Raw genomic sequence first — 25,372 nt, 5'->3', positions numbered from 1 at the left:
AAAATGCAATGTACCGAGCACTTGTGCGGCTGGCAAGCGAGGGCCCCGCGCGCTCCGGCCGCGCTGTCGCGCGCAGAGCTTCAGGCGGGCGACGAGCGCAGGCCGTAGGTCTTGCCGTGCACGAACAGGTACTCGGCACGCAGCACCGCGTCGCCTTTTTCGCCGGTGAAGGTGAAACCGAGCACCGCCACCGGCGTGCCGGGCTTGATCTCCTCGACGCCCCAGGCCTGCAGCCGCGTGAGCGGCGCCAGCTCGACCTGCCACTTGCGATCGCGCCGTGTCGGCAGTTGCGCCTTGGCCAGCAGCGCCGGGCCGTCGACCGATGCGCTCTGGTTGGGCAGGGGCCGCTGTTTCAGGTCGGGCGGCAGCGCGAGGTTCTCGGGCAGCTCGAGTTCCAGCTCCCCGTGCGGATTGCGCCAGCTCACCTTGGTGGCACGGCCTTCCACGTACAGCGGGCGCTCCTGGTCAAAACTGCTCCAGCCGTGGTGGGCCCAGGCGGGCAGGGCGAGGCCGATCGAACCGGCCACGAACATGCGTCGATGCAGCATCGCGTTCTCCTTGGTCAGACATAGGCAATCCAGCGCCCGCAGATGATGACAGCGAGCCAAAACCCCAGCGAGAGAAGGCATTGCACCTTGCCGACGCGGTCGATGGCGGCAGCGCCGCCGCGCCAGTGAAAGAGCGCCGCATTGGCGCCAGCCAGCGCGATCAGGCCCAGCTTGATGCGAAAGGCGTTGTTCGCCAGCAGTTCGTCGGGCTGGCCGGAGAACATCGTGAGTCCGGTGACGGCGCACAGCCCGAAGCCGACGAGGGCCGGCCGCAGCGTGAGGCGGGCCAGCAACGGCGCCGGCAGCTCGCGGCCCAGGCCGAGGGCGCGCAACTCGAACACCAGCAGGCCGCCGAACAGCAGCGCAATGCCCACGATGTGCACCGCCTCCAGCGCCGGGTAGGCCCAGGGGTGCGAGACGAGTCCGGCCAGCATCGGCGCAGCTTAGCGGAGCCCCGCCGGGGAGGGCACAATCGCTTGCAATCTTTTTGACAACGGCTGTAACCGGCCCGCCGGATGGCACGAACCACTGCAGGACGCACGACGGATTGGGGCGACGCAGAAGCGGCGCTGCGCAGCCTGTTCCTTCGCGGGCTCGGGGGCGATGCTGACGCGTACCGCGAGTTTCTGCAGAAGCTCAGCGCGCACCTGCGCGCCTTTCTGGGCAAGCGCCTTTTTGGGTGGCCCGATGAAGTGGAAGACCTTGTCCAGGAATGCCTGCTCGCCATGCACAACCAGCGCCACACGTACCAGACCGACCAGCCGTTGACGGCCTGGGTGCATGCGATTGCGCGCTACAAGATGATCGACCTGCTGCGCGCCAAGTCGGTCCGCGAAGACCTGCATGACCCGCTGGACGACGACCTGGCCGTGTTCGCCGATTCCGCCACCGAGGCCAGCGACGCGAAACGCGACCTCGGCGGCCTGCTGCAGACTTTGCCCGAACGCCAGCGTCTGCCGATCGTGCACGTGAAGATCGACGGCCTCTCGGTGGCCGAGACGGCGCGCCTCACGGGCATGTCGGAGTCGGCCGTGAAGGTCGGCATCCACCGGGGCCTGAAAGCCCTGGCCGCGAAGTTCGCAGGTGCAGCCTCATGAAGACGGACGACCTCATCGACCTGCTGGCCGCCGGCGACGTGGCCGTGCAGCGTCGCAGCGCCAGCGGGCGCATCGGGTGGGCGGTGCTTGCGGCGCTCCCGCTGTCTTTCGTGATCCTGTTCGCCGCGTACGGGCTGCGGCGCGATCTGGTGCAGGCGATGTTCTGGCCGATGTTCTGGGTCAAGGTGCTGTTTCCGCTGTGCGTCGCGGCCGCCGCCTTCGTGACGCTGCAGCGGCTGGCCCGGCCCGGCGTGCGTGTTCGTCACGCGTGGTGGGGCGGGGTGCTGCCGGTGTTGGGAATCTGGGCGCTGGCGGCGCTCGCCTGGTTTTCACTGCCGGCCGAGGAGCGCATGCCGTCGCTGATGGGGCAGTCGTGGCGCATCTGTGCGTTGAGCATCGGCGTGATGGCACTGCCCGTGTTCGCGGCCACCTTCGTGGCGCTGCGCGGGTTGGCGCCGACGCGGCCCGGGTGGGCGGGTGCTGCGGCAGGGGCGCTGGCCGGCGGGCTCGGCGCGGCGGTCTATGCGCTGCGCTGCCCCGAACTCACGGCGCCGTTCCTGGCGGTCTGGTATGTGAGCGGAATCGCCGTACCGATGCTGCTGGGCGCGGCACTGGGGCCGCGCCTGCTGCGCTGGTAGCGGGGGCGCTGTTTCAGCGCTTCTTGCTGCCGAAGATCCCGCCCAGCACGCCGCGCAGGATCTCCTTGCCCACCGACGTGCCCATGGTGCGAACCGCTGACTTGGCCATCGTCTGCACGAGGCCGTCGCGCTTGCCGCCGCGCGGGCCGGTGCTGCCGAAGAGCATGTCGTTGAGCATGCCGCCCATGCCGGACGATTCTTCGGCCGCCGCGCCCTTGCCGGCTGCGGCCGGCGCATCGGGTGCGCTCTCGGCGCGGCCCTTGATCTTTTCGTAGGCCGATTCGCGGTCGACCGTCTTTTCGTACACGCCGGCCACCAGCGAGTTGGCGATCAGCGCCTTGCGCTGGTCGGGCGTGATCGGGCCGAGCTGGCTGCCCGGCGGCAGCACGTACACGCGCTCGGTGATGCTCGGGCGGCCCTTGGAATCCAGAAAGCTCACGAGCGCCTCGCCCACGGCGAGTTCGGTGATGGCGGTCTCGATGTCCAGGCCGGGCTTCTGGCGCATGGTGCTGGCAGCAGCCTTCACGGCCTTCTGGTCGCGCGGCGTGAAGGCGCGCAGCGCGTGCTGCACGCGGTTGCCCAGTTGGGCCAGCACCGAATCAGGAATGTCCAACGGGTTCTGCGTGACGAAGTACACCCCGACACCCTTCGAGCGCACCAGCCGCACCACCAGTTCGATGCGTTCGACCAGCGCCTTGGGCGCCTCGTTGAACAGCAGGTGGGCCTCGTCGAAGAAGAAGGCCAGCTTCGGCTGCTCGGGGTCGCCGATTTCGGGCAGTTGCTCGAACAGTTCGGACAGCATCCACAGCAGAAAGGTGGCGTACAGGCGCGGCGAGTTCATGAGCTTGTCGGCCGCCAGGATGTTCACCACCCCCTTGCCGCCCACCGTCTGCATGAAGTCGGAGATGTTGAGCATCGGCTCGCCGAAGAACTTGTCGCCGCCCTGGGTCTCGATCTGCAGCAGGCCGCGTTGAATGGCGCCCACACTGGCGGCGCTGATGTTGCCGTACTCGGTGGTGAACTGGCTCGCGTTCTCGCCCACGTGCTGCAGCATGGCGCGCAGGTCTTTCAGGTCGAGCAGCAGCATGCCGTTGTCGTCGGCGATCTTGAATACCAGGTTCAGCACGCCGGCCTGGGTTTCGTTCACGTCGAGCATGCGGCCCAGCAGCAGCGGGCCCATGTCGGACACCGTGGCCCGCACCGGATGGCCCTGTTCGCCGAACACGTCCCACAGCGTGACGGGACAGGCGGCGGGCTCGGGCACGTCGATGCCGCGTTCCTTGAGCGTGGCGGCCAGCTTTTCGCCGACGGCGCCTTTCTGGCTGATGCCGGTCAGGTCGCCCTTGACGTCGGCCATGAACACCGGCACGCCGATGTTCGACAGCTGCTCGGCGATGGTCTGGAGCGAGACGGTCTTGCCGGTGCCGGTGGCGCCGGTGATCAGGCCGTGGCGGTTGGCCAGGCCGGGCAGCAGGGCGCACTCGATGGTGTCGTGGCGTGCGATCAGAAGGGGGTCGGCCATGGGGCGCTCCGGGTCGTATCGAAGCGCGCAGTCTAATCAACCGCCACTCCTATAATTCACGACCCCGCACGGTCGTCCAGGAAAAAAGTTCAGGAGGTTTTTTTGTCATCGACTGCTCAGCCCCCCATTCCCGCCACTGGCGATGCATCCGAACAGTCGCCGATCGAAAAAGAGCTGGCCGTGTTGCTCGTGAACGCGCTCAATCTCGAAGTCGCGCCTGAAGAGATCGTTCCCACCGCCCCGCTGTACGGCGAAGGTCTGGGCCTCGACTCCATCGACATCCTCGAAGTCGCGCTCGAAGTTTCGCGACGCTACGGTTTCCAGCTGCGCTCGGACGACGAGCGCAACCAGCAGATCTTCCAGTCGCTGCGTACGCTCGCGACCCACGTCGCCGAGCACCGCAGCGCCACCTGATCCATGTCTCGATGGCGACTCGTCCTCCTGCTGCTGGTGGGGGTCACGTATGCCGGGCTCTCCCATTGGATGACGCTGTTCCACGCCACCGAGCCCTGGGCCGTGGTGGTGTTGCTCGGCCCGCTGTGGATCGCGGCCATGGGCTTTGCCGCCAGCTGGTTCGGCCGCTGGGGCCTGGCCGCTGCCGCGGCGCTGGGCATCGGCGGTTTCTCGCTCGTCTTCCTCGGTGAGGCGGGCGACACCAACCGTCTGTATGTGCTGCAGCACGTCGGCATCAACGGCGCGCTCTGCGGCTGGTTCGGCTCGACGCTGCGCGGCAAGGGCTTGCCGCTGATCACCCAGTTCGCGCAGCGCGTGCACCCGCTGAAGGGGCACATGCTGTCGTACACGACGCATCTCACGCAGGTGTGGACGGTGTACTTCGCCGTGGTGGTCGTGTCGTCGATCGTGGTCTACCTGACGATGTCGTTCTCGGCCTGGTCGCTGCTGGCCAACGTGCTGTCGCCGCTGAGCGTGGCGCTGCTGTTCGTGGGCGAGCACCTCGTGCGCTACCGCCTGCACCCCGAATTCGAACGCACGCGGCTCGTCGATGCAGTGCGCGCGTTCTACGGCACCTCGACGGTGGACCACGGCGCCGGCGGCCAATGAAACAGGCGCAGGCAGCCCGCGTGACCATCGACACCGCTTCTTCCTCTTTCCTGCCGCTGCTCGCGGACCGCAACCCCGACGCCCCGCTGGCCTGGCGAGGCGGCCAACCGGTCAGCGCGCGCCAGTTCCTGGCCGACGTCGCGCGCCTGGCGCCCGTGCTGCCCGCCGAAGGTCCGGCCGTCAATCTGTGCCTGGACCGCTACGCCTTCGCCGTGAGCCTGGGCGCCGCGCTGGTGCGCGGCCATGCGAGCCTGCTGCCGCCCGATGCGCGGCCCGACACGCTGGCGCGCCTGACCGAAACCGGCGGTCCGCATCTGTTTGCACTGACCGACGACACCCAGCTCGACACCCCCGGCATGCGGCGCCTGCCGGTCGAGGCCGTTCCGGGACCGGCGGGCGATGCACCGGTGCCTGTCATCGACGGCGGCCGGCATGCGGCCAGCCTGCTCACGTCGGGCTCCACCGGCGTGCCGCAGCCGCACGCGAAAGCCTGGCGCACGCTGGTCGGCGATGTCGAAGTCGCGGTCGAGCGGCTGTGCCGCGTGCTGCAGCGGCCCACGCTCGAAGGGCTCACGCTGGTCGCGACCGTGCCGGTGCAACACAGCTACGGGCTCGAGTCCTCGGTGCTGCTCGCGATGCTCGGCGGCGCGGCCTTCGAAACCGGGCGACCGTTCTTCCCGGCCGACGTCGCGAAGGCGCTGGCCTCGGTGCCGCGCCCGCGCGCGCTGGTGACCACACCGTTCCATCTGAAGACGCTGCTGCTGTCGGGCATCGAGTTGCCGTCGGTCGACCTGATCCTGTCGGCCACCGCGCCGCTCTCGCCGCAACTGGCCTTGCAGGCCGAGCAGGCATTGGGCGGTGTGCTGCTCGAAATCTACGGCAGCACCGAGTCAGGCCAGGTCGCCACGCGCCGCACGACCGACAGCGAAATCTGGGAAACCTTCGGCGAGATCCGCGTGCACGCGGAGCCGGGAGAGGGCGACGGCCCCGAGCGCTTCATCTTCAGCGGCGATTTCATTCCCGAACCCACGCCGATGGCCGACGTGCTCGAACTGCTCGACGCACGACGCTTCCGGCTGTTCGGCCGCGCCAACGATTTGATTCACGTCGCCGGGCGGCGCAGCTCGCTGGCGCACCTGAACTACCACCTCAACAGCATCGCGGGCGTCGAAGACGGCGCCTTCTGGCTGCCCGACGAGGTGGCCGACGGCGTGGTGCGCCCGGTGGCGTTCGTCGTCGCGCCGACGCTGTCGGCGACCGACATCATTGCTGCATTGCGGCAACGCCTGGAGCCCGTGTTCGTGCCGCGCCGCGTGGTGCAGGTCAAGGCCTTCCCGCGCGAAGGCACGGGCAAGCTCACGGTGCGGGCGCTGCGCGAATTTGCGCTGGCCCAACTCGCCGACGACCAGACGCCGGTGCAGATGGCGCACACGGTGCCGGTCGACCATCCGGCCTTCGCCGGCCATTTCCCCGGCCAGCCGCTGGTGCCCGGCGCGTTGCTGCTGGCCGAAGTCATGGAGGTCGTGCGGCGTGTGCCGGCCTTGTCGGCGCGGCTCGGCCCGAGCCCGACGCTGGCGGCCGCCAAGTTCCTCGCGCCGGTGCGACCCGGCAGCACCCTCTCCATCGAGCTGCAACCGGAGGCCGGAACGGGCCGCGGGGTGCGCTTCGACGTGCGCTGCGACGGCGTGGTGGCTGTCACCGGCCGCTGGACGGCTGTGCCAGAGTCGGCGCAATGAAGCACACCGACGCCGAGACGCGCGCCCTGGACGAAGCGGCGCGGCAGACTGCCCGCCCGACGGCGCAGCAGGGCGACTGGGCGCGCGCGCCCGAGCGCAGCAACATGCTGGCGCTGCGCTTCATCTGCCTGATGGCGCTGGTGTGCGGGCGCCATGTCACGCGGCTGCTGCTGCCGCCGATCAGCCTGTACTTTTTGCTGTTTGCGCCCGCGCCGCGCCGCCATATCAAGCGCTACCTGTTCCGCGCCATCGGTCCGCGTGCGGGCTGGGTCGACGGCTACCGTTTGCTGCACGCGTTTTCTTCGACCGTGCTCGACCGCGTGTACTTCCTGCGCGGGCGCATGGACCTGTTCAAGCTGAAGATCGAAGGCAATGCCCCGATCGAGGCCGAGGTGGCCGAAGGGCGGGGCGCTTTCCTGCTCGGCGCGCACATCGGCAGCTTCGAGGTGCTTGGCGCCTGCAAGCAGCAGGCGCCCCAGAACCACCTGCGGCTGGCGATGCTGATGTATCCCGACAACGCGCAGCGCATCACCGCCATCCTGAACGCGATCGCGCTGCCCGAGATGCGGCCGCATGTGATCTCGCTGGGCCGCCCGCATTCCATGCTCGCGCTGCGCGACTGGCTCGACGGCGGCGGCCTCGGCGGCATGCTGGCCGACCGCACGCTGCCGGGCAGCGAGGAGCAGCCGGCGAACCAGCGCGGCAACAACATCGTGCTGCCTTTTCTGGGGCAGCCGGCCGTCTTCAACGACGGTCCGTTCCGGCTTGCGGCGCTGTTGCGCCGCAAGGTGTTCTTCATGGCCGGCATGTACGGCGGCGGTGCCCGCTACGATGTCCGGTTCGACCCGCTGGCCGACTTCGGCACGCCGTTCGCCGATGCCGCGGAACGTGAACGCCGCATCCGCAGCGCGGTCGAAGCCTATGTGGCCCGCCTCGAGGCGCTGTGCCGCGCCTACCCGTACAACTGGTTCAACTTTCATGATTTCTGGCTCGAAGATGCGGCTTGATCGGCTTTGCAAGGTGTTGGTGCTCGCCGTGGCTTTCTGCGCCGCGCCGGCGTGGGCGGCGTTCGACCTGCCCGAACTGATGGGCCTGCTGTCCAGGCAAAAGAGCGGCGAGGCGCGCTTCACCGAGCAACGCTTCGTGCACGGCCTCGAAGGCCCGCTCGACGCGAGCGGCACGCTGAGCTTCGAGGCGCCCGACAAGCTGGTGCGTCGCACGCTCTCGCCGCGCATCGAAACCATGGCGGTCGACGGCAACACGCTGACCTTGTCGCGCGGCAACCGCAACCGCACGCTCGCGCTGGACAGCATGCCCGAGCTGCTGGGCCTGGTCGAAGCCATGCGCGGCACCCTGACCGGCGACGGCACCACGTTGCAGCGCTATTTCAAGAGCACGGTGTCCGGCGCCGCCAACCAGTGGACGCTCGACCTGACCCCCAATGACAGTCGCCTGGCCGCGCAGGTGCGCAGCATGCGCATCACGGGCCGCGGCGGCGAGGTGCTGGGGCTGGAGATGGAGTTCGTGGGCGGCGACCGCTCGGTCATGAACATCTCGCCCAAAGCCGCCCCGTCGGCGGTGCCGGCCAGCGCCCCCGGGCGCGCGACGCCGTGAGCCTGGCGCAGGCGGGCGGGCCGCCCGGGTGGTCGCGCCGCATCGTCGTTCTTCTGGCGTGGCTGCTGGTCGTGGGCCTGGGCGCGGTCGTCATTGCGCGCACCCAGATCGGCGCCGATCTGTCGGCCTTTCTCCCCAAGAGCCCGGATCTGCGTCAGCGCGTGCTGATCGAGCAGCTGCAAAGCGGCGTCGCCTCGCGCACGCTGATGCTGGGTTTTGAAGGCGGCAGCGTCGAACAGCGTGCTGAAGTCTCGCGCGCCGTCGGCAAGGCGATGCGCGAGAGCAAGCTCTTCGACCTGGTACAGAACGGCGACGTGAGCGACTGGAGCGAGGCCGGCACCTGGGTGTTCGAGCACCGCTACCAGCTGTCGTCCGGCGTGATGCCGGGGCAGTTCACGGTGGCGGGGTTGCGCGACGCCATCATCGACACGCTGTCGATGCTCGGCACGCCGGCTGGCAACGCGATCAAGCCCTTGCTCGACCGCGACCCGACCGGCGAGACCCAGCGCGTCGCGATGGAGCTGGTGCCGGCGAGTGCGCCGCGCAGCGAAGGCGGCGTCTGGATGTCGCGCGACGCGCCGCGCGCACTCATGATCGCCACGACGCGTGCGGCCGGCGGCGACCTCGATGCGCAGGCCGTCGCCATCGCGCGTGTGCAGGCCGCCTATGAAGCTGCCGCGCGCGGCATGGGGGAGGCTTCGCCCAAGCTGCTGCTGAGCGGAGCGCCCGTGTTCTCGGTGATGAGCCGCGAAAAGATCAAGACCGAGGCCATGCACCTCGCGGTGGTCGGCGGCATCGTCATGAGCGTGTTGCTGCTGCTGGCTTTTGCCTCGCCGCGCGCGCTCGTCATCGCCTTCCTGCCGGTGGCCACGGGCGTGGTGGTCGGCACGGCGTCGGTCAGCCTCGTGTTCGGCTCGGTGCACGGGCTCACGCTGGGCTTCGGCAGCACGCTGATCGGCGAAACGGTCGACTACGCCATCTATTACCTGATCCAGGCGCGCGGCGCGGCCGTGGCCGGCACCGGCTGGCAACGCTGGCGCGAGGTGCATTGGCCCACGGTGCGCCTCGGCCTGCTGACCTCCGTGTGCGGCTTTGCGGCGCTGGTGTTCTCGGGCTTTCCGGGGCTGGCGCAGCTGGGCGTGTTCTCGATCGCCGGACTGGTGTCGGCCGCATTGGCCACGCGCTACGTGCTGCCGGTGCTGGCGCCCGATGGCGCGACCGGCATGGGCATGCGCCGACACATGGCGCGACTGGCCGGCCTGCTGGTGCGCGGCCTGCCGCGCCTGCGCTGGCCGCTGGCAGCGCTCGGCGTCGCTGCGCTGGCGCTGGTGCTGTGGCAGGGCGGCCATCTGTGGCGCGCCGACCTGAGTGCGATGAGCCCGGTGCCGCGCTCGGCCCAGCAGCTCGACGAGATGCTGCGCAAGGACATCGGCGCGAGCGACGGCGGCGTGCTGGTCGTGGCCTTCGGCGACGACGAACAGGCCGCGCTGCGCCACACCGAGGCCGCGGCCGCGCGCCTCGACGCGCTGGTCGACAAGGGCGAGCTCAGCGGCTACGAAACCGTGACCCGCGTGCTGCCGAGCGTGGCGGCGCAGACCGCGCGCCTGGCCAGCCTGCCCGATGCCGACACGCTGCGCGCCAACTTGGCCGAAGCGACGAAAGGCCTGCCGCTGCCGGCGTCCCGGCTCGGCGCCTTCGTGACCGACGTGGAGGCCGCGCGCAAGCAAGCGCCCGTGCAGCGCGCCGACCTCATCGGCGGCCCCCTGGGCTCCGTGGTCAACACGCTGATGTACGAGCGGCCGGGCGGTGGCTGGTCCACGCTGGTCGTGCTGCATCCCGGCCCGGGCTTCGACCAGGGGCGCCTCGAAGCCGCACTGGCCGGGCTGCCCGAGGTGCAGGTGGTGGACGTCGGCCGCGAACTCGGCGGCCTCTACAAGCGCTACCTGCACGAGGCCTTCGTGCAGGTGCTGCTGGGCGCGCTGGCGGTGGTGGTGCTGCTGGGCGTGTACCTGCGCTCGTGGCGCCGTCTGCTGGCCGTGTGCCAGCCGCTGCTGTTCGCGGTGGTGCTCACGCTGGGCGGCATGGCGCTGGCGCAGGCCGCGCTCGGCATCCTGCACCTCGTGGGGCTGTTGCTGATCGTTGCCGTGGGCTCGAACTACGCGCTGTTCTTCGACCAGCTGCGCACGACCGGGCGCGCCGACGAAGACACGCTGGCCTCGCTGATGCTGGCCAATCTCACGACGGTGGTGTCGTTCGGGCTGATCGCGATCTCGGACATCCCGGCGCTGTCGTCCATCGGCCGCGTGGTGGCGCCGGGCGCCTTGCTGGCGCTGCTGCTGTCGGCCGCGTTCGCACGCAACGTGATGCCCGGGAAGGGCCCGAGCCCGCAGCGACCGCGCTGATGGGAAAATCCGGCCCCACCATGTCGTCGCCTTCTGTCCCCGTCGTTGCCTCCGGATCCTGGCCCTGGCCGCCGGCCATGCGCGCCAGCGCGGCCGTGCATGCGGCGGCCCTCGGCGCGGGCGTTCTGATGCCCGGCACATGGCCCTGGGCCCTCGGCGCGGTGGTGCTGAACCATGCGCTGATCACCGGCGCGGGGCTCACGCCGCGCAGCAACCTGCTCGGCCCGAACGTCACGCGCTTGCCTGAGGCCGCCGGTGCGCGTCGCGAGGTGGCGATCACGATCGACGACGGGCCCGAGCCCGACGTCACCCCCCGTGTGCTCGACCTGCTGGACGCCCACGGCCAGCGCGCCACCTTCTTCTGCATCGCCGAGCGCGTGCAGGCGCACCCGGTACTGGCGCGCGAGATCGTCGCGCGCGGCCACAGCATCCAGAACCACACGGCGCAGCACCGGCACAACTTCTCCTTCCTCGGGCCGCGCGGCTTCGCGGCGGAGATCGCGCGCGCGCAGGACATCCTGACCGACGTGACCGGCCAGCGCCCGACCTGTTTTCGCGCACCCGCCGGCCTGCGCAACCCTTTTCTCGAACCCGTGCTGCACCGCCTCGGCCTCTCGCTCGTGAGCTGGACGCGGCGCGGTTTCGACACCCGCGAAGGCGACGCCGCCAAGGTGATGGCGCGCCTCGCCCGCAACCTGCTGGCGCGCGACATCCTGCTGCTGCACGACGGCAACGCCGCGCGCAACGCGGCAGGACAACCGGTTCTGCTCGAGGTCCTGCCCTTGTTGTTCCAACGCCTGCGCACCGACGGATTGCGTGCCGTGACCCTGCCTGAAGGATTGAAGACCGCATGAGCGCCGTGATGCCATCGACGATGACCACTGACAACGCCTGGCGCGAGCTGCACGAAGCCGCGACCGTTCCCTACAAGAAGGGGGGCACCTTCGCCTGGCAGTTCGCCCGCGGCAAGCTCGGGCGCGACCCGGTGTTCCGCGGCCTGCTCGAACGCGGGCTGATCGACGCGCAGCATCGGCGCGTGGTCGACATCGGCTGCGGCCAGGGCCTCTTCGTGAGCCTGCTGGCGTCGATGAGCGCGATGCAGCAGCAAGGACGCTGGCCCGCGTCATGGGCCGCCACGCCGGCCGCCGCGGACTACACGGGCATCGAGCTGATGCCGAAGGACGTCGCGCGCGCCGAAGCGTCGGTCGGTCACCTGAAGCCCACGCCGCGGCTCGTGTGCGCCGACATGTGCACGGCCGCCTTGCCCGATTGCGACCTGGTCGTGATCCTCGACGTGCTGCACTACGTGGACCTCACCGCGCAGGAGGGTGTGTTGACGCGCGTGCGCGACGCGCTTCGTCGCGGCGGCAACCCGAAGGCGCGCCTGCTGCTGCGCGTGGGCGACGCGTCGAGCACGCGCGGTTTCGCGATCAGCCAGTGGGTCGATCGCACCGTGACGCGCATCCGCGGCCACAAGGTTTCGCCGACCTGGGGCCGGCCGTTGACCGAATGGTCCGCGCTGCTGCAGCGCCTGGGGTTCCGCGTGCAGAGCATTCCGATGAGCGAAGGCACGCCGTTTGCCAACGTGCTGCTGGTGGCCGACCTGGAGGCCGTCGCTTGACGGCACCGCAGACGCTCGACCGCGCAGGCATTGCGCAGCGCATTCCGCACAGCGGCAGCATGTGCCTGCTGGAGCGCCTCGAAGGCTGGGACGCCGAGTCGATCCATTGCAGCACCACGACGCACAGCCAGGCGGACAACCCGCTGCGCACCGACAGCGGGCTGCTCGCGCCGAACGCCATCGAGTACGCGGCGCAAGCGATGGCGCTGCACGGTGGCCTGCTGGCCGCCGAAGGCAGCACGCCATCGGCCGGATTCCTGGCCAGCGCACGCAACGTGAAGCTCGCGGTGGCGCGGCTGGACGACATCGACGGGGCGTTGCAGGTGTGCGCCCAGCGGCTGTCCGGCGACGACCGGCAGGTCTTGTATGAATTCACGGTGGCAGCCGACGACGGCCGCCTGCTGGCCGAGGGCCGCGCCGTGGTGGTCTTGAACACGCCGCTGGCGGACATGGGAAGCACACCGTCATGAGTTTCGAAGGAAAACGCACACTGATCACCGGCGCCAGCGGCGCGCTCGGCGCGGCCATGGCGGAGCGTTTTGCACGCGACGGCGCGACCGTGCTGCTGCACGCGAATTCGCGGCCCGAGGCGATCGAGCAACTGGCCGCATCGATCACCGCCGCCGGCGGCAAGGCGGAATGCCATGTGTACGATCTGCGCAGCGACGAGGCCTGTGCGGCCGGCTGCGCGCGCATTCTCGAAGGCGGGGCGGTGCAGATACTCGTCAACAACGCGGGCGTGCACGACGACGCCGTGCTGCCCGGCATGCGCGCCGAGCAATGGCACAAGGTGATCGACGTATCGCTGAACGGCTTCTTCCGCGTGACGCAACCGCTGCTGTTGCCGATGATGCGCACCCGCTGGGGTCGCGTGCTGAACATCTCGTCCGTCGCCGCCATCGCGGGGAACCGGGGGCAGGTGAACTATGCCGCGGCCAAGGGGGCGTTGAACAGCGCAACCAAGGCGCTGTCGCTCGAAGTGGCGTCGCGCGGCGTGACGGTGAACGCGATCGCGCCGGGGATCATCGCCTCGCCGATGGCCGATGCAGTGTTCGACCCTGCGCTCATCAACCAGATGGTGCCCGTGAAGCGCGCCGGCACGCCGCAGGAAGTGGCGGCGCTGGCAGCGTTCCTGGCAAGCGATGAAGCCGCGTACATCACGGGGCAGGTGATCTCGATCAACGGCGGGATGATCTGAAGCATCGGCGCCTCCAAGAGGGGGCGCTCCAGATTCGTCTTTCTCGTTGAAGGACGGGGCACTCATGCATCCCCGGAGCCCGGCAGGCGGTGCGGTGTGGGCGGCCCCTCTGTGCCGCCGAGGAGCACAGCGTTTCGCGGATCAGGGCTCGCAGCTGTCTGAGCCGAAGGCGAGTTCTGCGAGACCCCGCGAAACGCGAGCACCGCAGGGAAGCCCGAAGGGCCGGCACAGTGGGGCCGACCGCGCCGTGCCGCCTGTCGGGCGCCCGTAAAAGATCTAGAGCGGCAGCGTATCGAACGCAGCGTAAGCCGTAGCCAGCCAAGACTTCACACGCTGCCGCTCCAGCAACCCGAGCGCATGCGCGCCTTCGCGGTCGTTCACGGCCTTCCAGAAGCTCGTGTTCTGCGCATCGATCTTGCGCATGCTGGCTTCGTGCAGGCGCGGCAGTGCAATGACGCGCGCGCCGTTCGCATTGGCCTTCGACAGCGACTGCGACGCCAGCAGCATCCCGAAGTCGCTGCCGCGTCCGTAGTTCTGCACCACGATGTAGTTGGGGCGGTTGCCGAAGGTGTCGATCAGCGTGCCGAGCAGGTCGGTGGAGTCCTTGCCGTCGTCCAGCACGTGCCAGAAGTTGACCGTGACATCGATTTCCTCGAACACGTCGAACAGGTCGGATTCCTTGATCCAGCGTGACAGTGGCGCCAGCGTTTGCGCCGCGAGGTCGACGATCACGCTCTGCTTCGGGTTGGTCTCGAAGCCGTTGACCACCGTGTCCAGGCCCTCGAAGCTGTCGACCACCACGGGCGAGGCAAAGCCCTCGTAGAAGCGCGTGAAAGAGCTGTGCGAACGGTCGGTGTCGAAGCCGGTGAAAGGGCGGCTGCGATCGATGAAGTACTGGGCCAGCACGCGTGCGGTGACCGATTTGCCGACACCGCCTTTTTCGCCGCCGATGAAATTGATGGAGCTCATGACTGGTTGCTGCCTCGAATGGGTTGAGGGGTGGAGGAGGGCGGATTCATTCTAGGGTTCGCTTGCGGCGCCACTGTGGCTAGCGGCCTCGCTTGCTCATGCCTTGCAGCAAGGGATGTGCCTGCAAGCGCTGCTGCAGCCGTTTCTTCCACGGAGCCGGCAGCGCCGAGGCGTCGATCATCGCGGGCCACTGGTCGCGCGCGAGGCGGGCCGTGTCGGCGACGACGCGCCGCATGCGCGGCTCGTGCACGCCGGCCGAGAAACAGAAGGCGCGCACGTTGGTCGGTGTGAACATGGCGGTGCGACGTACAGCGGCTGCACCCACCGGGGTCGGCAGCAGCGGGAGCGCATGGCCTTCGACGCCCTGCAGCGCTGCGTAAGCCACGATGTCGTAGGCCGGCGCCAGACGCGGGGCGATGCCATCGGGGTATAGCACGCCGAAGTTCTTCAGGTGCGCATCGGGGTTGCCCAGCAGATCGTTGACCACGAGCCGCCGCACCAGTTCGAGCACGGCGTCTTCGCCCAGCGACGGAAAGGCGCGCATCGCGAGCGCCATGTCGAGGTAGCTTCCGCTGTACTTGTGCATCGGATCGACCGCAAGCACCTGGGCGAAATCTTCGAAGTGGATGCGGCGCGCGCCATCGCGGTCGAAGCGCGTGACCGCCAGGAACTCGGGCTCGTCCGGCAGCGCATAGCTGTGTTCCGCCGCGATGGCCGACAGCGGCGCGAGTTCGGCGTGGCACACCTCGACGCCCGCCGCCCCGGCCATCTGCAGCGAGAGCATTTCGAGTTGCGGCATGTGGGGCCGTCCGGCTACCGGCAGTTTGGCGATCACGCGCGTGCTGGCGCCCGATCGCACGCGCGCCACGTAGCGACCGCCCTGGCGGCGCAGGCCCAGCTTGGGTTGCACGCCCGAGACCGAAATGCCCTGCGGCATCGGCAGCTCGACCACCGACATCTCGAGCGCGTCCTGGTCCTGCGTGATGAGCCGTTGCAATGTGCCGCGGTCCACCGACACCGGGCGTGCGGCCACGGCGCCGGGCAGGTCGCCGCCACAGGCCGCCAGCAATTCGAAGTGGTCGTTGTCGCGGCAGCCGCGCAGCTGCGCGATGTGGCTGCGCAGCACGCCCTCGGGCAACAGGTTCTGGAAGAAGCCGGGCAATTGGCCGCCCTGAGCGTTGAACAGCGGGTTCTTCACGTCGCTCCACAGCGCAGCCTGGGCCGCCGGGTCGCTCGCCACCATCGACAGCGACAGCACGCCCGGCGGCGGGCTGGCGATCAGCTCGGGCTCCGCCACGAAGCGGCACAGGTCGGCGTACTGGAACAGCTTGCCGAGGCGGTGCGCGCCGAGGGAAATCTCGAGGATCTTGACGTTCATGGCGGTGAGCGGCGGCCTCGCACGTAGGGCGGCGCGGCGGGCGCTTCAGCCAGCGCCCGGCCGACACGCGTGGCGACCGGGCGGTAGCCGGGATCGACCGCGGTGCCTTCGCCGAAACCCTTGGGCGCGAGCTGCAGTTCGAGCCCCAGCGCATCGACCAGCGCGAGCAGCGACGACAGCTGCGGATTGCCCTTCAGGCTCAGGGCGTTGCGCACCGAGCGCTCGGTGAGCCCGGAGCGCAGTGCGATCTCGGCGTTCGTGAGGCCGGTGGCCCCGCGTCGGGCCGTGAGGGCGGTGATGAGTTCCTGCTTGTCCACGGAAAGATATTACCGCAAATGCCTATTTGGGAAACATATTTCCGATGCAAAAGCTACTTGGGGATCAGCGTGAAGAGTGGCATGACCACGCCCATCACCCAGTTCTGGCCGAAATCCAGGGCTGCCCGGCGGTATTTCTCGTCGGCTTGCGCGGCCAGAAGGTCGAGCCGTGCCACCACCTTCGACAGCTCGCGGTCGGCCACGAGGTTGCGCCCGCGATCGCTGATCTCGGTGGCCAGCAGCAGCGGTTGGCCGTCGGGGCCGGTCTTGGAGGAGATCAGCCAGAGCGAAATTTCGAAGTTGCGCGCCGTGCGGTAGCTGTTCTCGGCGTCGACCCCGTCGATCATGGTCTGGTCCCAGGTGTTGCCGTTGGCCTGCTTGAGCATGGAAGCCCAGCCGACGACCAGCGCCGCCACGCGGTCGCCCTGGTAGGCCTGCGGGCCGGTCTCGAAGGCCAATCGGATGGCATCGATGCCGGTCGCGCCGCGCAGTTCGGGCAAGGGCGTGCCCTGCATCACGGCGTCCCAGGTGCGCTGCGTGGCTTCTTCCATGCTGGCGGCCGATTTGCGCCATTCGCGTGGGTTGCGCCGGTACAGCGTGGTCTGTACGCGACGCACCGACTGCAGGTTGTCGCGCAACGACAAATTGGCGATGCGGTTGGTGGCGGATTGCAGCCACTCCTGGTTGCCGTAGGGTTCGGCGCGCTCGGTGGATCGAAGGGATGAACAGCCCGTCAGCGCCAGCGGTGCGAGCAGGGCGGCCGCGGTGCCCGCCAGCAGGCAGGTGCGTCGCGCCGCGAGGGGAGAAGCCAGGGAATCACTCATGCCCTGACGTTATCATCCACCGCTGGGGCGGCGGCCCGCTTCAAGCTGCGGGCCCGTGCAATTTTCCTTACAAATCAATACCTTGGCGCTAAGCCAAGGCAGGGCGACAAGTCGTGCGTCTTAACTCCATCAAGCTCTCGGGCTTCAAGTCGTTCGCCGAACCCACCAACTTCCTGCTGCCGGGCCAACTGGTCGGGGTGGTGGGGCCGAACGGCTGCGGCAAGTCGAACATCATGGATGCCGTGCGTTGGGTGCTCGGCGAGTCGCGTGCGTCGGAACTGCGCGGCGAGTCGATGCAGGACGTGATCTTCAACGGCACGACCACGCGCAAGCAGGCCAGCCGTTCGAGCGTCGAACTGGTGTTCGACAACGCCGACCACCGCGCCGGCGGGCAGTGGAACCAGTTCACCGAAATCGCCGTGCGCCGCGTGCTCACGCGCGACGGCACCAGCAGCTACTACATCAACAACCAACCGGTGCGTCGCCGTGACGTGCAGGACGTGTTCCTGGGCACGGGCCTCGGGCCGCGCGCCTACGCCATCATCGGACAGGGCACGATCAGCCGGATCATCGAATCCAAGCCCGAAGAACTGCGCCTGTTCCTCGAAGAAGCCGCGGGTGTCTCCAAGTACAAGGAGCGCCGCCGCGAAACCGAGAACCGTCTGGGCGACACGCGCGAGAACCTCACGCGCGTCGAAGACATCCTGCGCGAGCTCAACGCCAACCTCGAAAAGCTCGAGAAGCAGGCCGAGGTGGCGGCGCGCTACAACGCGCTGCAGGGCGATGCCACGAAGAAGCAGCATCAGCTGTGGTTCCTCAAGCGCGGCGAAAGCGACGCCGACCAGGCCAAGATCAAGGCCGATTCGGAAAAGGCCATCAACGACCTCGAATCGCGCACCGCCGACCTGCGCCGCATCGAGTCCGAACTCGAAACCGTGCGCCAGGCCCACTACGGTGCCGGCGACCTGGTGAACCAGGCGCAGGGCAAGCTCTACGAAGCCAGCGCCGAAGTCGGCCGGCTCGAAGGCGAGATCCGCTTCGTGGTCGAAGGCCGTCAGCGCGTCGAGCAGCGCCTGGTGCAACTGCGCGAACAGATGGGTCAATGGGGCCGCCGCCGCGAAGAAGCCGAAGCCGAGATCGAGACGCTGGCCGGTGCCGGCGTCGATGCCGAAGAGCAGGCCATCCTGCTGGCCGCGCAGCTCGAAGAGCACGACGCGCGCCTGCCCGACCTCGAAGAGGCCGTGCAGCGTGCACAGAACGAAGCCAACACCCAGCGCGCCACGGTGTCGCAGGTGCAGCAGCAGATCCAGGTGCTGGCCGCCGACCAGCGCAACATCGAAGACCAGAGCCGCCAGCTCACGCTGCGCAGCGAGCGCCTGCGCGCCGACCAGAACGCGCTGGCCGCGCCCGATGAAGACCGGCTGACCGAAATGCAGGAGCAGCTGGCTGCGGCGCAAGAAGCTGCCAGCGAATCCGACGCCCGCCTGCAGGAACTGCAGGAAGCCGTGCCGCAGCTCGACGAAGACCGTCGCGCCAAGCAGCAGGCCGTCAACACCGAGGGCGCCCGCCACGCCGAGTTCTCGGCCCGCCTCGAAGCGCTGCGTGCGCTGCAAGAGAAGGTCAAGACCGACGGCAAGCTCGCGCCCTGGCTCGCCAAGCACGGCCTCGACGGCCTGCAGGGCCTGTGGAGCCGCATCCACATCGAGCAGGGCTGGGAGAACGCGCTCGAGTCCGCGCTGCGCGAGCGCCTGGGCGCGCTCGAAGTCAGCCGGCTCGACATGGTGCGAGCCTTCGGCAACGACGCGCCGCCCGCCAAGCTGGCCTTCTACAGCCCACCCGCCGCCGGCGTGCCGCAGGGCGCGGGCGCACTGCCCAAGCTGTCGAGCCTGCTGCGCCTGAACGACGCCGGCCAGCAAGCGCTGCTGAACGACTGGCTGCACGGCTGCTTCACGGCCGAGACTTTCGAAGAAGCGCTGGCCCAGCGTGCCACCTTGCAGCCCGGCGAAGTGATCTACGTGCGCAGCGGCCACGCCGTGTCGTCGCACAGCGTGAACTTCTACGCGCCCGATTCCGAGCAGGCCGGCCTCCTGGCCCGCCAGCAGGAAATGGAAAACCTCGAGCGCCAGCTCAAGGCCCAGACGCTCATCAACGAAGAGGCGCGCACCGCGCTGGTCCGCGCCGAAGCCGCCTACGGCGACGCCGCGCAGCGCCTTGTCGCCGCGCGCCGGGAAGCCGCCGAAACGCAGTCGCGCGCCCATGAACTGCAGGTCGAGACGCTGCGCATGACGCAGCTTGCCGAACAGACCCGCGCGCGCAGCCAGCAACTGGCCGCCGACCTCGGCGAGGTCGACGCCCAGCTCGAAGAACTGCAGGAAAAACGCATCGCCGCCGAAGGTCGCTTCGAAGAGCTCGACATGCAACTGGCCGACAGCCAGGAACGCCATGCGCAGCTCGACGAGCGCGTCATCGAAGCCGGCCGCGCGCTCACGGCCAGCCGCGAGCAGCACCGCAGCCTCGAGCGGCAGGCACAGGAAGCCACCTTCTCGCAGCGCACGCTCGAAGCGCGCCGCGGCGAACTGAACCGCAGCATCGAAACCGCCGCGCAACAGATCGTGGCGCTCACCGATGAAGACGAGCGCGCCCGCGCCGAGCTGAGTCGCCTGTCGGATGCCGCCGCGCAAGCCGGCCTGCAGGATGCGCTGTCGCTCAAGCTGGAGCGCGAGACCGCCTTGGGCGCCGCTCGCAGCCAGTACGACGACCTCACGCTCAAGTTGCGCGCCAGCGACGAGCGCCGGCTGCAGCTGGAGCGCGAACTCGATCCGCTGCGCCAGCGCATCACCGAGTTCCAGCTCAAGGAACAGGCTGCGCGCCTGGGTGTCGAGCAGTACCAGCAGCTGCTGGACGATGCCGGCGCCGACCTCGAAGCGGTCGCGCAATCGATCGAGACCGAGAAGGTGCGCCTGACCGGCCTGCAAAGCGAAATCGACCGCCTGAACCGCGAAGTGGTCGCGCTCGGCGCCGTCAACCTCGCCGCGCTCGACGAACTCGCGATTGCAAGCGAGCGCAAGATATTCCTCGACGCCCAGTCTGCCGACCTGAACGAAGCGATCGGCACGCTCGAAGACGCCATTCGCAAGATCGACGCCGAAACGCGCGACCTGCTCGGCGGCACCTTCAAGATCGTCAACGAGCACTTCAGCCGCATGTTCCCCGAGCTGTTTGGCGGCGGCAATGCACGCCTCGTGATGACCGGCGACGAAATCCTCGACGCTGGCGTGCAGGTGCTCGCGCAGCCGCCCGGCAAGAAGAACCAGACCATCCACCTGCTCTCGGGCGGCGAGAAGGCGCTCACGGCCATTGCGCTCGTGTTTGCCATCTTCCAACTCAACCCGGCGCCTTTCTGTCTGCTGGACGAAGTGGACGCGCCGCTGGACGACGCCAACACCGAACGCTACGCCAAACTCGTGACCGCCATGAGCCGTGAAACCCAGTTCCTTTTCATCAGCCACAACAAGATCGCCATGGAAATGGCCGAACAGCTGATCGGCGTGACCATGCAGGAGCAGGGCGTGTCGCGCATCGTTGCGGTCGACATGGAGTCGGCGGCCTCGATGGTCGAAGCGGCATAAGGCAGGCGCGCGCATGAGCAATCTCACCCTCGCCCTGGCGATCCTCGGCGGCCTCGTTCTCGCGGCCGTCGTGGCCTACAACACCCTGATGTCGCGCCGCAATGCGCCGCGCCAACCCGACGCGGTCGATGTCGCCTTGGCCGAAGCCGAACGCGCGCTGGCCGGCGGCAGCGACGGCGGCGTGGAGCCGATGCTCCATGCCGATCCGAGCCAGGTGGCCGGCAGCGACCGCCACGAGCCACTGTTCGATCCCGACCTGCCCGCGCCCAGCGGCGTGCCCGTGCCCACGGGCGAGCGCCGCGGCGGGCTCGATCCGCTGATCGACGTGATCGCGCCCATTTCGCTCGAAGGCCTGGCCTCGGGCGATGCCGCGCTGGCGGCCATGCCGTCGACGCGCCGCGCCGGCAGCAAGCCGGTGGCCATCGAAGGTTTGAACGACTTCACCAGCCAGTGGGAACCGCCGGCACCGGGGCAGCGCTACCGCGCTTTCCAGGTCGGCGTGCAACTGGCCAATCGCACGGGGGCACTCAACGAGATTGAATACTCCGAGTTCGTGGTCAAGGCGCAGGCCTTCGCCGACGCGGTGAACGGCGCACCCGAGTTTCCCGAGATGCTCGACGAAGTGGCGCGCGCGCGCGAACTCGACCAGTTCGCCAGCGCGCACGACGCGCAACTGGGCTTCGTGCTGCGCGCCCTGCACGCGGCCTGGAGCCCGGGCTACGTGCAGCAGAACGCCGCGCGGCTGGGCTTCGTCGCCGGGATCATCCCGGGGCGCATGGTGCTGCCGACCAGCGAGGCCGGCCTGCCGCCGATCCTCGGGCTCTCGTTCGACACCCAGGCCGCGCTGGCCGACGATCCGGCGCAATCGGCCATTCGCGAACTCAGCCTGAGCCTCGATGTGCCGCAGGTCGATCGCGGTGAAGAGCCGTTCCGCCGCATGCGCGAAGCCGCTGCCACGCTCGCCCGCGAGATGGACGGCGTGGTGACCGACAGCGACGGCCAGTTGCTGCGCGACGAAACCATGGACGTGATCGGCACCGACCTCGAGCAGCTGTACGACACGCTCGACGCACGCGACCTCGCCGCGGGCTCGCCGCTCGCGCGGCGCCTCTTCAGCTGATCCGTCTTTTTCCCGAGGGACCCCCAATGACCACGCGCGACGAAGCGGCACGCGAAGCCGCCGCACTGAGCGAGCAGCTGCATCGCCACGCCCACCTCTACTACGTGCTCGATGCGCCCGAACTGCCCGACGCCGAGTACGACAAGATGTTCCAGCGCCTGCAGGCGCTGGAAACCGAGTTTCCCGAGCTGCGCACACCCGATTCGCCGACGCAGCGCGTGGGTGGTGCGGTGCTCGACGGACTGGCCAAGGTGCGCCACCGGGTGCCGATGCTGTCGATCCGCACCGAGACCGACATCACGCCGACCGGCGCCAGCGCCTTCGATGCACGTGTGCGCCGCGAACTGGGCTTGGCCGAAGACGCAGCGCAGATCGCCTACGTCTGCGAACTCAAGTTCGACGGGCTGGCCATGAGCCTGCGCTACGAGCACGGCGTGCTGGTGCTGGCCGCCACGCGCGGCGACGGCGAGGTGGGCGAGGACGTCACGCAGAACATCCGCACCATCCGTGAGATTCCGCTGAAGCTCAAAGGCGCGGCGCCGCCCGTGGTCGAGGTGCGCGGCGAGGTCTACATGAAGCGCGCCGATTTCGATGCCCTCAACGAACGCCAGCGCGAGAAGATCGCCGCCGGGCAGAAGAACGAGAAGGTGTTCGTCAACCCGCGCAACGCGGCGGCCGGCGCGGTGCGCCAGCACGATCCCGCGATCGCGGCGGCGCGGCCGCTGAGCTTCTTCGCCTACGGCCTCGGCGAGGTTTCGCCCGCGAGCGACGGCGGGCCCGAGATTGCCACCCAGTTCGACTGGCTGCAGCAGTTCCATGCCTGGGGCTTCCCGGTCGCGACGCAGACCGCGCGGGCGACTGGCGCTATTGAACTGATAGCGTTCCACGAAACCATCGGCCGCCAGCGCGATGCGCTGCCGTACGACATCGACGGTGTGGTCTACAAGGTCGACAGCCTGGCGCTGCAGCGGCAACTGGGCTTTGTCTCGCGCGAACCGCGCTGGGCCGTGGCCCACAAGTACCCGGCGCAGGAGCAGCTCACCGAGGTGGTCGGCATCGAGATCCAGGTGGGCCGCACCGGCAAGCTCACGCCGGTCGCCAAGCTGGCGCCGGTGTTCGTCGGCGGCGTGACCGTGACCAACGCCACGCTGCACAACGAGGACGAAGCCCGCCGCAAGGACGTGCGCATCGGCGACACCGTGATCGTGCGGCGCGCCGGCGACGTGATTCCCGAAGTGGTCGGCGTCGCCCCCGACAGCCTGGCCAAGCCCGACGACCAGCGCGGCGCCATCTTCACGATGCCGCACACCTGCCCCGTGTGCGATTCCGAGGCGGTGCGGGAGGAGGGCGAGGTCGACTACCGCTGCACCGGCGGCCTGTTCTGCGCAGCGCAGCGCAAGGAAGCCATCCTGCATTTCGCGGCGCGGCGCGCGGTCGATGTCGACGGGCTGGGCGACAAGCTGGTCGAGCAGCTGGTCGATGCCAACCTGATCCGCACCTTGCCCGATCTCTACAAGCTCGGCTTCGTCACGCTGGCGGGCCTGGACCGCATGGCGGAAAAGTCGGCCAAGAACCTCGTCGACTCGCTCGAAGCCTCGAAGAAGACGACGCTGCCGCGCTTCCTGTTCGGCCTGGGCATTCGTCATGTCGGCGAGAGCACGGCCAAGGACCTCGCCAAGCATTTCGGCAAGCTGGACGCGATCATGGATGCGACTGAAGAGCAACTGCTCGAAGTGAACGACGTCGGCCCCGTGGTGGCGCAAAGCCTGCGCACCTTCTTCGACCAGCCGCACAACCGAGAAGTGGTCGAGCAACTGCGGGCCTGCGGCCTGACCTGGGAAGAGTTCGAGCCCGAAGTCCGCGCGCCCAAGCCTTTGGCGGGGCTGACCTTCGTCATCACCGGCACCCTTCCTACGCTGAGCCGCGACGATGCGAAGGATAAATTGGAGGCAGCCGGCGCCAAGGTGGCCGGTTCCGTCAGCAAGAAGACCCACTACCTCGTGGCCGGGGAAGAAGCCGGCAGCAAGCTCGACAAGGCGCGCGACATCGGCGTTACCGTGATCGACGAGGCGCGTATGCTGGAGATTCTCGCGAGCGGGGTTCCGCCGGCTTCCGAGGCCTGAAGCGGTCGGCGGCGTTGACTGTGGCCCTTACCGGCCGTTACGCGACTTCACATCCGCGCAGTCAACAGGGTCTACAAGCGGGCGTTGAACGATTACAGAAGGCCGACAAGGAGTCCCTCATGCAAAAAATTCGTGTTCTCGCGACCAGCCTCGCACTCGGCGGCATCGCGCTGCTGGGCGGCTGCGTGGCCGTTCCTGGCGATCCGTATTACTCCGGCGGCTATTCCGATCCGTACTACTCCGATCCTGGTCCCGTTGTGGTGCCGGCGCCGGTCTACATCCAGGGTGGCGGCTACTACGACAACCGTCGCCCGTACTACGACCGCCGTCCCTACTATGGCCGACCCGGCTATCCCGCGGTGCGTCCCAGCTATCCAGCCGTGCGGCCGACCTATCCATCCGGCCGTCCGCCGGTTCAGATGCGTCCGCCGGCCGTTTCGCCTGCGCACCCGGGCGTGTCGCCCAACTACCCGAGCAACGCGATGCGCCCGCCGCCGGGCGTGCCGTGGCGTGACGCGCCGGCGCTGGCCGACAAGCCCTGACACAAGGCAAGCACACGCCCCAGCGAGGGCGTGGCGCGCTGGCCATAATCCCGCATGGCCTTCCGCGAAATCCTCAAGATGGGCGACCCCCGGCTGCTGCGCACTGCGCAGCCGGTCGCCGCTTTCGACACCGACGAACTGCACCTGCTGGTGCGCGACATGTTCGAGACCATGAAAGCGGTCAACGGCGCCGGCCTCGCGGCGCCGCAGATCGGCGTCGATCTGCAACTGGTGATCTTCGGCACCGACACCCTCAACCCCCGCTACCCCGACGCACCGCCGGTGCCGCGCACCGTGCTGCTCAACCCCGTCATCACGCCGCTGGGCGACGAAGAGGAAGATGGCTGGGAAGGTTGCCTGTCGGTGCCGGGCCTGCGCGGCGTGGTGCCGCGCTTCGCCCACATCCGCTACACGGGCTTCGACCTGTACGGCGACCCGATCGACCGCACCGCCGACGGCTTTCATGCGCGCGTGGTGCAGCATGAAGTCGACCACCTGTTCGGCAAGCTGTACCCGATGCGGGTGCGCGATTTCTCGCGCTTCGGCTACACCGAGGTCCTGTTTCCAGGCCTCGATGCGGCCGACGACGACTGAGTCGTCGCCTGCTTGCTTACTTGTTGTTGAGCCCGAAGCGACCGCCGCCCGTGAGCGCGAGCGAGATCGCCGCGAACAGGAACATGCCCTGCAGCTCCAGCGCCCATCCGCCTTGGGCGTTCAGCGCGCCCAGGTCCTTGCGGTGCGCCAGCCAGATCGCGACGATCATGTTGACGGCCACGACCAGCGCTGCGGGCCGCGTGAACAGGCCGACGATCAGCAGCACCGGCGCCAGGATCTCGCCGATGTAGACCCCGTAGGCCAGCACCGCGGGCAGGCCGTGCGACGCGAGCATGCCGCCGATGCCGTCGACGCCCTTGCCAACTTTGGCAATGCCGTGCAGCAGGATGAGGATGCCCAGCGCAACGCGCAGGATGAGCTTGCCGGTGTCGTCGGACTTGACCATGGTGTGATTCCTGTTCAGGAGTGATGAAAGGG

Annotated in this window: 25 protein-coding genes; 17 read left to right on the top strand and 8 right to left on the bottom strand. The window is 68.8% G+C overall.

Annotated elements, in window-relative coordinates; translation table 11 throughout:
- Window positions 1-80: 80 nt before the first annotated feature.
- A complete protein-coding gene (locus RZE79_RS15610) occupies window positions 81-548 on the bottom strand; it encodes a DUF6152 family protein (RefSeq protein WP_319355321.1) in 468 nt (155 codons plus the stop codon).
- Window positions 549-562: 14 nt separating this feature from the next.
- On the bottom strand, window positions 563-982 hold the full coding sequence (locus RZE79_RS15605; RefSeq protein ID WP_319355320.1) for a hypothetical protein: 420 nt from the start codon (window positions 980-982) through the stop codon (window positions 563-565).
- An 81-nt stretch (window positions 983-1,063) separates the two neighbouring features.
- Between RZE79_RS15605 and RZE79_RS15600 the strand changes: the two genes are divergently transcribed.
- Together RZE79_RS15600 and RZE79_RS15595 are read left to right on the top strand one after the other, a co-directional pair.
- Entirely contained in the window at window positions 1,064-1,645 is a 582-nt protein-coding gene (locus RZE79_RS15600) for a sigma-70 family RNA polymerase sigma factor (RefSeq protein WP_319355319.1), read from the top strand.
- A complete protein-coding gene (locus RZE79_RS15595) occupies window positions 1,642-2,283 on the top strand; it encodes an NrsF family protein (protein WP_153284214.1) in 642 nt (213 codons plus the stop codon). The genes RZE79_RS15600 and RZE79_RS15595 overlap by 4 nt, the downstream gene beginning before the upstream one ends.
- Before the next feature lie 13 nt (window positions 2,284-2,296).
- On the opposite strand, the gene RZE79_RS15590 is transcribed toward RZE79_RS15595, so the two are convergent.
- On the bottom strand, window positions 2,297-3,805 hold the full coding sequence (locus RZE79_RS15590; RefSeq protein ID WP_319355318.1) for a DUF853 domain-containing protein: 1,509 nt from the start codon (window positions 3,803-3,805) through the stop codon (window positions 2,297-2,299).
- Window positions 3,806-3,907: 102 nt separating this feature from the next.
- On the opposite strand from RZE79_RS15590, the gene RZE79_RS15585 reads away from it, so the two are divergent.
- Genes RZE79_RS15585 through fabG form a run of 10 tightly spaced genes read left to right on the top strand, consistent with a single transcriptional unit; the run spans window position 3,908 to window position 13,438 of the window.
- Complete coding sequence (locus tag RZE79_RS15585) at window positions 3,908-4,219, top strand: phosphopantetheine-binding protein (protein WP_101491636.1); 312 nt, start codon at window positions 3,908-3,910, stop codon at window positions 4,217-4,219.
- 3 nt (window positions 4,220-4,222) lie between these two features.
- Window positions 4,223-4,867: a hypothetical protein gene (locus RZE79_RS15580; protein ID WP_319355317.1), complete on the top strand. Its 645-nt coding sequence runs from the start codon at window positions 4,223-4,225 to the stop codon at window positions 4,865-4,867.
- Window positions 4,864-6,603, top strand: coding sequence for an AMP-binding protein (locus RZE79_RS15575; RefSeq protein ID WP_319355316.1), 1,740 nt, complete (start codon window positions 4,864-4,866; stop codon window positions 6,601-6,603). The genes RZE79_RS15580 and RZE79_RS15575 overlap by 4 nt, the downstream gene beginning before the upstream one ends.
- Window positions 6,600-7,610, top strand: coding sequence for an acyl-CoA synthetase (locus RZE79_RS15570; RefSeq protein ID WP_153284218.1), 1,011 nt, complete (start codon window positions 6,600-6,602; stop codon window positions 7,608-7,610). The genes RZE79_RS15575 and RZE79_RS15570 overlap by 4 nt, the downstream gene beginning before the upstream one ends.
- A complete protein-coding gene (locus RZE79_RS15565) occupies window positions 7,582-8,217 on the top strand; it encodes a LolA-related protein (RefSeq protein WP_319355315.1) in 636 nt (211 codons plus the stop codon). Before RZE79_RS15570 ends, RZE79_RS15565 begins: the two co-directional genes overlap by 29 nt.
- Complete coding sequence (locus RZE79_RS15560; protein WP_319355314.1) at window positions 8,214-10,619, top strand: transporter; 2,406 nt, start codon at window positions 8,214-8,216, stop codon at window positions 10,617-10,619. Before RZE79_RS15565 ends, RZE79_RS15560 begins: the two co-directional genes overlap by 4 nt.
- The gene (locus RZE79_RS15555; protein WP_319355313.1) at window positions 10,619-11,473 is read left to right on the top strand and encodes a polysaccharide deacetylase family protein; all 855 of its coding nucleotides are present in this window, start codon (window positions 10,619-10,621) and stop codon (window positions 11,471-11,473) included. The genes RZE79_RS15560 and RZE79_RS15555 overlap by 1 nt, the downstream gene beginning before the upstream one ends.
- The gene (locus tag RZE79_RS15550) at window positions 11,470-12,240 is read left to right on the top strand and encodes a class I SAM-dependent methyltransferase (RefSeq protein ID WP_319355312.1); all 771 of its coding nucleotides are present in this window, start codon (window positions 11,470-11,472) and stop codon (window positions 12,238-12,240) included. The genes RZE79_RS15555 and RZE79_RS15550 overlap by 4 nt, the downstream gene beginning before the upstream one ends.
- Window positions 12,237-12,710, top strand: coding sequence for a hydroxymyristoyl-ACP dehydratase (locus RZE79_RS15545; RefSeq protein ID WP_319355311.1), 474 nt, complete (start codon window positions 12,237-12,239; stop codon window positions 12,708-12,710). The genes RZE79_RS15550 and RZE79_RS15545 overlap by 4 nt, the downstream gene beginning before the upstream one ends.
- Window positions 12,707-13,438, top strand: a complete 732-nt coding sequence (fabG, locus tag RZE79_RS15540; RefSeq protein WP_319355310.1) for a 3-oxoacyl-ACP reductase FabG — start codon at window positions 12,707-12,709, stop codon at window positions 13,436-13,438. The genes RZE79_RS15545 and fabG overlap by 4 nt, the downstream gene beginning before the upstream one ends.
- 276 nt (window positions 13,439-13,714) lie before the next feature.
- Here the strand turns inward: fabG and RZE79_RS15535 are convergent, their stop codons facing one another.
- The 4 genes from RZE79_RS15535 to RZE79_RS15520 form a co-directional block, all read right to left on the bottom strand.
- Entirely contained in the window at window positions 13,715-14,407 is a 693-nt protein-coding gene (locus RZE79_RS15535) for a mobilization protein (RefSeq protein WP_095948584.1), read from the bottom strand.
- A 79-nt stretch (window positions 14,408-14,486) separates the two neighbouring features.
- Complete coding sequence (locus RZE79_RS15530; protein WP_319355309.1) at window positions 14,487-15,785, bottom strand: type II toxin-antitoxin system HipA family toxin; 1,299 nt, start codon at window positions 15,783-15,785, stop codon at window positions 14,487-14,489.
- Window positions 15,782-16,102: a transcriptional regulator gene (locus tag RZE79_RS15525; RefSeq protein WP_070060699.1), complete on the bottom strand. Its 321-nt coding sequence runs from the start codon at window positions 16,100-16,102 to the stop codon at window positions 15,782-15,784. Before RZE79_RS15525 ends, RZE79_RS15530 begins: the two co-directional genes overlap by 4 nt.
- Window positions 16,103-16,155: 53 nt before the next feature.
- The gene (locus RZE79_RS15520; RefSeq protein WP_319355308.1) at window positions 16,156-16,926 is read right to left on the bottom strand and encodes a hypothetical protein; all 771 of its coding nucleotides are present in this window, start codon (window positions 16,924-16,926) and stop codon (window positions 16,156-16,158) included.
- A 113-nt stretch (window positions 16,927-17,039) separates the two neighbouring features.
- Here RZE79_RS15520 and smc point away from each other — a divergent pair, with 113 nt between their 5' ends.
- From smc to def, 5 genes are all read left to right on the top strand, one after another.
- On the top strand, window positions 17,040-20,555 hold the full coding sequence (gene smc / locus RZE79_RS15515) for a chromosome segregation protein SMC (RefSeq protein WP_319355307.1): 3,516 nt from the start codon (window positions 17,040-17,042) through the stop codon (window positions 20,553-20,555).
- A 13-nt stretch (window positions 20,556-20,568) separates the two neighbouring features.
- A complete protein-coding gene (locus RZE79_RS15510; RefSeq protein ID WP_099789182.1) occupies window positions 20,569-21,675 on the top strand; it encodes a cell division protein ZipA C-terminal FtsZ-binding domain-containing protein in 1,107 nt (368 codons plus the stop codon).
- 26 nt (window positions 21,676-21,701) lie between these two features.
- Complete coding sequence (ligA, locus tag RZE79_RS15505) at window positions 21,702-23,798, top strand: NAD-dependent DNA ligase LigA (RefSeq protein ID WP_319355306.1); 2,097 nt, start codon at window positions 21,702-21,704, stop codon at window positions 23,796-23,798.
- A 119-nt stretch (window positions 23,799-23,917) separates the two neighbouring features.
- The gene (locus tag RZE79_RS15500) at window positions 23,918-24,340 is read left to right on the top strand and encodes a hypothetical protein (RefSeq protein ID WP_228121768.1); all 423 of its coding nucleotides are present in this window, start codon (window positions 23,918-23,920) and stop codon (window positions 24,338-24,340) included.
- Between the two features lie 54 nt (window positions 24,341-24,394).
- Window positions 24,395-24,934 (top strand): peptide deformylase, encoded by a 540-nt coding sequence (gene def / locus RZE79_RS15495; protein WP_319355305.1) that lies wholly within the window; start codon window positions 24,395-24,397, stop codon window positions 24,932-24,934.
- Between the two features lie 16 nt (window positions 24,935-24,950).
- Here the strand turns inward: def and RZE79_RS15490 are convergent, their stop codons facing one another.
- Window positions 24,951-25,340 carry a DoxX family protein gene (locus RZE79_RS15490; protein WP_319355304.1) on the bottom strand — a complete coding sequence of 130 codons (390 nt, stop codon included), beginning with the start codon at window positions 25,338-25,340 and terminating at the stop codon, window positions 24,951-24,953.
- Window positions 25,341-25,372 lie beyond the last annotated feature (32 nt).

Origin of the sequence: Variovorax sp. EBFNA2 (assembly GCF_033802765.1) — a bacterium.
In the GTDB taxonomy this organism is placed as follows: domain Bacteria; phylum Pseudomonadota; class Gammaproteobacteria; order Burkholderiales; family Burkholderiaceae_C; genus Variovorax; species Variovorax paradoxus_H.
Note: the sequence above shows the minus strand (reverse complement) of the source record. Positions and strands in the feature narration are given on the sequence as shown.

Coding starts and splice junctions, on each gene's coding strand:
- RZE79_RS15490 (WP_319355304.1), bottom strand. CDS start 25,340: ATGGTCAAGTCCGACGACACCGGCAAGCTCATCCTGCGCGTTGCGCTG.
- ligA (WP_319355306.1), top strand. CDS start 21,702: ATGACCACGCGCGACGAAGCGGCACGCGAAGCCGCCGCACTGAGCGAG.
- RZE79_RS15590 (WP_319355318.1), bottom strand. CDS start 3,805: ATGGCCGACCCCCTTCTGATCGCACGCCACGACACCATCGAGTGCGCC.
- RZE79_RS15570 (WP_153284218.1), top strand. CDS start 6,600: ATGAAGCACACCGACGCCGAGACGCGCGCCCTGGACGAAGCGGCGCGG.
- RZE79_RS15595 (WP_153284214.1), top strand. CDS start 1,642: ATGAAGACGGACGACCTCATCGACCTGCTGGCCGCCGGCGACGTGGCC.
- RZE79_RS15500 (WP_228121768.1), top strand. CDS start 23,918: ATGCAAAAAATTCGTGTTCTCGCGACCAGCCTCGCACTCGGCGGCATC.
- RZE79_RS15580 (WP_319355317.1), top strand. CDS start 4,223: ATGTCTCGATGGCGACTCGTCCTCCTGCTGCTGGTGGGGGTCACGTAT.
- RZE79_RS15575 (WP_319355316.1), top strand. CDS start 4,864: ATGAAACAGGCGCAGGCAGCCCGCGTGACCATCGACACCGCTTCTTCC.
- RZE79_RS15565 (WP_319355315.1), top strand. CDS start 7,582: ATGATTTCTGGCTCGAAGATGCGGCTTGATCGGCTTTGCAAGGTGTTG.
- RZE79_RS15610 (WP_319355321.1), bottom strand. CDS start 548: ATGCTGCATCGACGCATGTTCGTGGCCGGTTCGATCGGCCTCGCCCTG.
- RZE79_RS15555 (WP_319355313.1), top strand. CDS start 10,619: ATGGGAAAATCCGGCCCCACCATGTCGTCGCCTTCTGTCCCCGTCGTT.
- RZE79_RS15510 (WP_099789182.1), top strand. CDS start 20,569: ATGAGCAATCTCACCCTCGCCCTGGCGATCCTCGGCGGCCTCGTTCTC.
- RZE79_RS15550 (WP_319355312.1), top strand. CDS start 11,470: ATGAGCGCCGTGATGCCATCGACGATGACCACTGACAACGCCTGGCGC.
- fabG (WP_319355310.1), top strand. CDS start 12,707: ATGAGTTTCGAAGGAAAACGCACACTGATCACCGGCGCCAGCGGCGCG.
- RZE79_RS15600 (WP_319355319.1), top strand. CDS start 1,064: ATGGCACGAACCACTGCAGGACGCACGACGGATTGGGGCGACGCAGAA.
- RZE79_RS15520 (WP_319355308.1), bottom strand. CDS start 16,926: ATGAGTGATTCCCTGGCTTCTCCCCTCGCGGCGCGACGCACCTGCCTG.
- RZE79_RS15530 (WP_319355309.1), bottom strand. CDS start 15,785: ATGAACGTCAAGATCCTCGAGATTTCCCTCGGCGCGCACCGCCTCGGC.
- RZE79_RS15605 (WP_319355320.1), bottom strand. CDS start 982: ATGCTGGCCGGACTCGTCTCGCACCCCTGGGCCTACCCGGCGCTGGAG.
- def (WP_319355305.1), top strand. CDS start 24,395: ATGGCCTTCCGCGAAATCCTCAAGATGGGCGACCCCCGGCTGCTGCGC.
- RZE79_RS15535 (WP_095948584.1), bottom strand. CDS start 14,407: ATGAGCTCCATCAATTTCATCGGCGGCGAAAAAGGCGGTGTCGGCAAA.